The 6,952-nt window shown below is 64.3% G+C and carries 6 protein-coding genes; all 6 read left to right on the top strand.

What is annotated here, in order from left to right; translation table 11 throughout:
- A partial coding sequence (locus EOA36_RS22040) for a LysE family translocator (RefSeq protein ID WP_145969253.1) occupies positions 1–488 on the top strand: 488 nt, incomplete at its 5' end.
- A 242-nt stretch (positions 489–730) separates the two neighbouring features.
- The gene (locus EOA36_RS22035; RefSeq protein WP_127279412.1) at positions 731–1,993 is read left to right on the top strand and encodes an efflux RND transporter periplasmic adaptor subunit; all 1,263 of its coding nucleotides are present in this window, start codon (positions 731–733) and stop codon (positions 1,991–1,993) included.
- On the top strand, positions 1,990–5,151 hold the full coding sequence (locus EOA36_RS22030; RefSeq protein WP_127279411.1) for an efflux RND transporter permease subunit: 3,162 nt from the start codon (positions 1,990–1,992) through the stop codon (positions 5,149–5,151). The genes EOA36_RS22035 and EOA36_RS22030 overlap by 4 nt, the downstream gene beginning before the upstream one ends.
- Positions 5,152–5,229: 78 nt before the next feature.
- Positions 5,230–5,850, top strand: a complete 621-nt coding sequence (gene nthA, locus EOA36_RS22025; protein WP_127279410.1) for a nitrile hydratase subunit alpha — start codon at positions 5,230–5,232, stop codon at positions 5,848–5,850.
- Positions 5,847–6,506: a nitrile hydratase subunit beta gene (gene nthB / locus EOA36_RS22020; protein WP_127279409.1), complete on the top strand. Its 660-nt coding sequence runs from the start codon at positions 5,847–5,849 to the stop codon at positions 6,504–6,506. The genes nthA and nthB overlap by 4 nt, the downstream gene beginning before the upstream one ends.
- On the top strand, positions 6,493–6,858 hold the full coding sequence (locus tag EOA36_RS22015; RefSeq protein ID WP_189553302.1) for a nitrile hydratase accessory protein: 366 nt from the start codon (positions 6,493–6,495) through the stop codon (positions 6,856–6,858). The genes nthB and EOA36_RS22015 overlap by 14 nt, the downstream gene beginning before the upstream one ends.
- The last annotated feature ends 94 nt before the right edge of the window (positions 6,859–6,952 follow it).

Here is a 6,952-nt window from a genome sequence, read left to right as displayed (position 1 = left end):
CCAGGACAGTGCCGCACATGCTGGGCATCAGCATCGGCTTTCTCGTCCTGTTGCTCGCCGTCGGCTTCGGCCTGGGCGCGGTGCTGACCGCGTTTCCGGCATTGCACACCGGGCTGAAGATCGCCGGTGCCGTCTACCTACTCTACTTGGCCTGGAAGATCGCCATGTCGCGCTCGCTCAGCGGCAAGGGTGAGACCAATGCGCGGCCGATGCGCTTCGTCGATGCGGCGGCTTTCCAATGGGTCAACCCCAAGGCCTGGGTGATGGCCATCACCGCGATGGCCGTCTACACCAATCCGGAACGGCCGTTCCTGTCCGTCATTCTGATTGGCGTGGCTTTTACCGTGGTCAATCTTCCCAGCGTCTCGGTGTGGGCGGGGTTCGGCACGGCGCTGCGTGGTTTCCTGTCGGATGCGGTGCGGCTGAAATGGTTCAACATCGCCATGGGCGTGCTGCTGGCGGCGACGCTTTGGCCGATGCTGCGCTAGGCTACGGCCCGCTCCACCCTTTCGGAGGCTATTTTCGGGGCCAATCGGGCCTTCGGCCCTAAACGATAGCCGGCTGCACAGCTATTGTGCAGTGCACATTAAATCTTCGTAATGCCGTGTTTTGGCCCTTTTCCGACAAACGCCCGTCCTATCTATTCGGCGAAATCGCGGCAGTGAGCCGTGAATTGCGCTAGAATACGACCACCTGGCTATGGCGTGTCGGACGGAGAGGTCTTTTGTCGATGCGTGGAAAAGTCCTTCTTTCATTGCTGGCGATTGCCTGTGCGGGCGCGGCCTGGCTCTATTTGTCGCCGGAAGCGCTGAACAAGGCTCAGCAGCTCATCGGCACAAAGCAGGTCGCCGCGACAGACAAGCCAGCGGCCGACAAGCCGGCAGGCGGCAAACAGGCCAGCGGCGGCAATGGCGGCGCCCGTTCGGCCTCTATCGTTTCGGCGACTGCAACGACAGCTGACTTTCCGATCCGCCGCTATGCCATCGGCTTCGTTTCCTCTCCGGCCGTGGTCAACATCAACGCCCGCGTCTCCAGCCAGATCGTGTCGATCGACGTCAAGGACGGACAGATGGTGAAGACCGGTGACGTGCTGTTTTCACTGGATGACCGCGCCCTGAAAGCGCAGCTGGCCAAGGACCAGGCCACGCTTGCCAAGGACCAGGCGCTGCTTGCCAGTTCGAATTCCGATCTTCAGCGCGCCAAGGATCTTGTCGCCAAGCAGGCCGGGACGCAGCAGACCTACGACCAGGCCGTTGCCGCGCAGAAGGCGGCGGCGGCGACCGTCGATGCCGACAAGGCGACGATCGACGCCGACAATGTCCAGCTTGGCTTTGCCACCATTGCCGCGCCAATCTCGGGCAGGTTGGGCGCGGTCAACGTCGCCGTCGGCGATCTCGTCACGGTCAGCAATGGCAACAGCAGCACCGCGACGCCGCTGGTGACCATCACCCAGATGGATCCGCTGCAGGTCAACTTCAATCTGCCGGAACGCGACCTCGCGCTGCTGCACAAGGCGCTTGCCAATCCGCAGCAGAATGCGGTGACGCTGACCCAAAACGGCGACCCGAGGCCGATCGGCAAGGGTACGCTCGATTTCGTCGATTCCAGCGTCGACACCGCGTCGGGCACGATCGCCACGCGGGCCAGCATTCCCAATGCGGATCTTTCCTTGTGGCCGGGCCAATATGTGAACGTCGTGCTTGACGCCGGCATCATGCCGCAGATGACCTCGGTTCCCACCGTCGCGGTCCAGCCCAGCCAGAAGGGGCCGTTCGTCTATGTGGTCAAGCCGGACAACACCGTCCAGATGCGGCCAGTGCAGGTGGCGCTGACCGAGGGCGAAAACAGCGCCATCGGCCAAGGGCTGAAAAGCGGGGAGAAGGTTGTCACCGAAGGCCAGACACGGCTGAAGGACGGCGCCGCGGTGCATGAAGGCAAGGAGGCCGCGCCCAAAGTGGCCCAGGCGACCAATGCCGGCGGGGCGGCCCAATGATCTCCGAATTCTGCATTCGCAGGCCCGTCGCCACGCTCCTGATGTCGTTCGCCCTCGTGCTGGGCGGGCTGTTCGCCTACAAGTTCCTGCCGGTCGCGGCACTGCCGAGCGCCGAATTCCCTGTCGTCAACGTCTCGGCATCGCTGCCCGGCGCCTCGCCGGAGACCATGGCGACATCGGTGGCGACGCCGCTGATCAAGCAGTTCGCGACCATCGCCGGCATCGATTCCATTTCGACCACCAACTCGCTCGGCCAGACCTCGATCGCCATCCAGTTCGTCCTCAACCGCGACATCGACGCGGCCGCGGCCGACGTGCAGGCCGCGATCGCGCGCACGCAGAAATCGCTGCCGCCGCAGATGACGTCGCCGCCGAGCTATCGCAAGGTCAATCCGGCCGACGCGCCGATCCTGCTCATGTCGCTGGTCAGCGATACGGTTCCGCTGACCGACCTCGACGCCTTCGCCGAAAACGTCATCTCGCCATCGCTGTCGACCATCGACGGCGTGGCCCAGGTCTCGATCTTCGGCCAGCAGAAATACGCCGTGCGCATCCAGATCGATCCGACCGCGCTTGCCGCGCGGGGCATCTCGATCGATCAGCTGCAGGCGGCTGTGGCTTCGGCCAACAGCAACACGCCGCTCGGCGTGCTGCAGAACAACAAGCAGCAGCTGACCATTACCGCCAACACGCAGCTTACCAACGCGGCCGGCTTCTCCAACCTCATCATCGCCACCAAGAACGGTCATCCAGTGCGACTGGGCGAGGTGACCCGCGTCGTCGATTCGGTGCAGACGACCACGACCGCAAGCTGGTACGACGGCACCCGCGCCATCATCATGGCGGTGCAGCGCCAACCCGACGCGAACACGGTCGACGTCGTCGACCGGGTCAAGGCGATGCTGCCGTCCTTCCAGGACCAGATGCCGGCCGCCGCCCAGATCAAGCTGCTCAACGACCGCTCGACCTCGATCCGCCAGGCCGTCGACGACGTGCAGTTCACGCTGCTGTTGACCATCGTGCTGGTGGTCATGGTGATCTTCGTGTTCCTGCGCCGCGTCACGGCCACCATCATCCCGGCCGTGGCGGTGCCGATCTCGCTGATCGCCACGCTCGGCGCGATGTTCCTGTTCGGCTTTTCCATCGACAACATCTCGCTGATGGGCCTGACGCTCGCCGTCGGCCTCGTCGTCGACGATGCCATCGTGATGCTGGAAAACATCTTCCGCCACATGGAGGAGGACGGGCTGTCGGCCTTCGACGCGTCGCTGAAGGGCGCGCGCGAGATCGGCTTCACCATCATTTCGATCTCGATCTCGCTGGTGGCGGTGTTCATCCCGGTGCTCCTGATGGGCGGCGTGATCGGTCGCATCTTCAACGAATTCGCCGTCGTGGTGACCGTCGCCATCCTGGCTTCCATGTTCGTGTCGCTGACATTGACGCCGATGCTGTGCTCGCGGCTGCTGTCGGTGACCAAGGCCGACCGCGAGGCGCATGGCGCCGGCCACAAGCGCGATCTCATCACGCGCGGCTATGACCGGATCCTGAGCTTCTGCCTGCGGCACACCTTCCTTGTGTTCCTCGTCTTCATCGGCACCGCGGCAGCCTCGGTGTGGCTGATCGAGGTCTCGCCGAAGGGCTTCTTCCCGCAGGAGGATATCGGCCAGATATCGGTGACCACCATCGCGCGCCAGGACATTTCGTTCGACGCCATGGCCAAGCTGCAAGGGCAGGTGGCCAGCGTGTTCTCGAAATCACCCTATGTCGACCATGTGGCGTGGTCGGCGGGCAGCGGCAACAATGCGCTCAACCAGGGACAGCTCTTCGTCCAGCTCAAGGGCAAGGACCAGCGTCCCGATATCGAGAAGGTGCTTGCGGATCTGCGCAAGCACCTGGCCGGCGTTGCGGGCATCGAAACCTACATGCAGCCGGTGCAGAATCTGAGGCTGGGTTCGCGCTCGTCGGCCAGCGCCTACCAGCTGGTGGTTCAGGGCCTCGATACCGGCCTGACCGATATCTGGGCTCAGAAGATGAATGACGCGATGGCGGCCGACCACGCTAACTTCGCCGATGTCACCAGCGACCTGCAGAACAACGCGCTGCAGGCGGCGCTGGTGGTGGACCGCGACAAGGCCGCGCAACTCGGCATCGACACCGACACGCTGCGCTCCGCGCTTTATGGCGGGTTCGGTACCGACCAGGTTTCGACGATCTTCGGCTCGGCCGACAGCTACGAAGTCATCACCGAACTCGATCCCAAGATCGAATGGTCGCCGGAGAGGATGCTCGCCATCCAGATGCGGACGGCGAGTGGAAGCCTGGTCCCGCTCGGCGCTTTCGCCCGTGTCGACCGCACGGCCGGCGCCCTGACGGTCAACCAGCTCGGCCAGCTTCCGGCCGTCACCGTCTCCTACAATTTGCCGCAGGGCGTGTCGCTCGGCGACAGCGTGAAACGCATCGACCAGCTCAAGGAGCAGATCGGCATGCCGGCGGCGATCTCGACCACCTTCGCCGGCACGGCCAAGACCTTCCAGGATTCGCTCGCCAACCAGGGCCTGCTGGTCGGCGGCGCCATCCTGACCATCTATATCGTGCTTGGCATTCTGTATGAGAGCTTCATCCACCCGCTCACCATCTTGACCGGCCTGCCGTCGGCTGTGCTCGGGGCGGTCGTTGCCTTGCGCTTCGCCGGCATGGATCTGTCCGTCATCGCGGTGATCGGCATCCTGATGCTGATCGGCATCGTCAAGAAGAACGGCATTATGATGGTCGACGTCGCGCTCGAACTGCGACGAGAAGGCATGTCGGCCACGGACTCCATCCACAAGGCCTGCCTGATGCGTTTCAGGCCGATCATGATGACGACGCTGGCGGCACTGATGGGGACGTTCCCGATCGCGCTCGGCACCGGCGCCAGCGCGGAACTGCGCCAGCCGCTGGGCGTCGCCGTCGTCGGCGGCCTGCTCGCATCGCAGGCGCTGACCTTGTTCGTGACACCGGTGATCTATGTCTACATGGAGAATTTCTCGGGCTGGCTGGCCGGGCTCATGCCGAAGCGCAAAGCCGAGCTGCATGTGGTCGAGGATGGCGATCAGCCTTCGCTGTTCGGCACCAATGACGACATCGCGGGCGAGCCGCAGAAGACGGCCGCCGAGTAGCAGACGGACAAAGCTCCGGTCCCGTTGGCCCAAGCCATGGAGCTTGCGGCCGACGGGTCGGAACCGTAATTTGCCGTCATGTCCCACGATCATGACCACGACAACGAACTCGATCCGTTTGCCGCGCGGGTTCGGGCGCTCGAAACTATCCTGACCCGCAAGGGGCTGATCGATCCAGCCGCGATCGACGTCATCGTCGATACCTACGAGACCAAGATCGGTCCACGCAACGGCGCCAGGGTGGTGGCGAAGGCCTGGAACGATTCCGCCTATGCCGAGTGGCTGAAGCGCGATGCGACGGCGGCGATCGAGTCGCTGAGCTATACCGGGCGCCAGGGCGAACACATGCAGGCAGTGTTCAACACCGGGGACACCCACAACCTCGTCGTCTGCACGCTGTGCTCCTGTTACCCGTGGTCGGTGCTCGGCTTGCCGCCGGTTTGGTACAAGGCGCCGCCCTATCGGTCGCGCGCGGTGATCGATCCGCGCGGCGTGCTCGAGGAATTCGGGCTCTCCCTGCCGGCCGAGACGAAGATACGCGTCTGGGATTCGACGGCGGAACTGCGCTATCTCGTCGTGCCGATGCGGCCGGAAAGCACCGAAGGCTGGAGCGAGGAGCGGCTGGCCGAGCTGGTAAGCCGCGATGCCATGATCGGCACCGCGCTGGCCCACGGGCCGGATAAGGGGGTGCCCGCATGAACGGCCCCCAGGATCTTGGAGGACAGATGGGGTTCGGCCCGGTCGCCCCGGAGAAGAACGAGCCTTATTTCCATGCCAACTGGGAGCGCCGCGCGCTTGGCGTGACGCTGTGCGCCGGCGCCATGGGCGCCTGGAACATCGACGAGAGCCGGCATGCGCGGGAATCGCTCCATCCGGCGGACTATTATGGCTCCAGCTACTATCAGATCTGGATCAAGGCGCTGGAGACCTTGCTCAAGCGGCACGGCTTCGTCAGCGAGCGCGACCTCAGGGCAGCCGACGCGATCGATCCGGCGGCGACGCCCAAAAGAGTGCTGAAGGCGGAAAATGTCCCGGCCGTGCTGGCCAAGGGCGGCCCGTGCGACCGGCCGGTCGAGACCGCGCCGCGCTTCAAGGCTGGTGATCCGGTGCGGACCAAAAACTTCAACCCGACCGGCCATACCAGACTGCCGCGCTATGCGCGCGACAAGCAGGGCACGATCGAGGCGGTGCGCGACGGCTTCGTCTTTCCCGACAGCAACGCTCACGGGCAAGGCGAGAACCCGCAATGGGTCTACACCGTGGTCTTCGACGGGAGCGAGATCTGGGGCGAGGGCGCCGACCCTACATTGACCGTCTCGATCGACGCCTGGGAGAGCTATCTTGAGCCGGCCTGAAGCGAAGGCGTCCGCCGCCGGTTTGCCCGCTGGCGTCGACGCACCGGTGTTTGCCGAGCCCTGGCAGGCCGAGGCCTTCGCCATGACGGTGGCGCTGCACGACAAGGGCCTGTTTTCGTGGAGCGAATGGGCGGATGCCCTATCGGCCGAGGTGAAGAAGCCAGATGCCGCGGCGGACGGCCATGACTATTACGAGCATTGGCTGGCGGCGCTGGAAAACCTGCTGGCGTCGAAGGGGCTGGCCGCCAAGCCTGATGTCGATGCAATGGCGCTGGCCTGGGAGCGCGCCGCGCATGCCACGCCGCATGGCAAGCCGATCCTGCTGGAGAACGATCCGAGCGCTGCCAACTGAAGTTGCACGGTTGCCTTTTTCGTTCCCTTTACGTTCTTGGTTGCGGCTGATAGCCTGAATCGCAGGGAGTTCGCCATCAGCTGTGTCGTTGATG

Origin of the sequence: Mesorhizobium sp. M8A.F.Ca.ET.021.01.1.1, from assembly GCF_003998025.1 — a bacterium.
GTDB lineage: Bacteria > Pseudomonadota > Alphaproteobacteria > Rhizobiales > Rhizobiaceae > Mesorhizobium.
The sequence above is the reverse complement of the archived record's forward strand: the minus strand, read 5'-3'. Positions and strand labels throughout refer to the sequence as shown.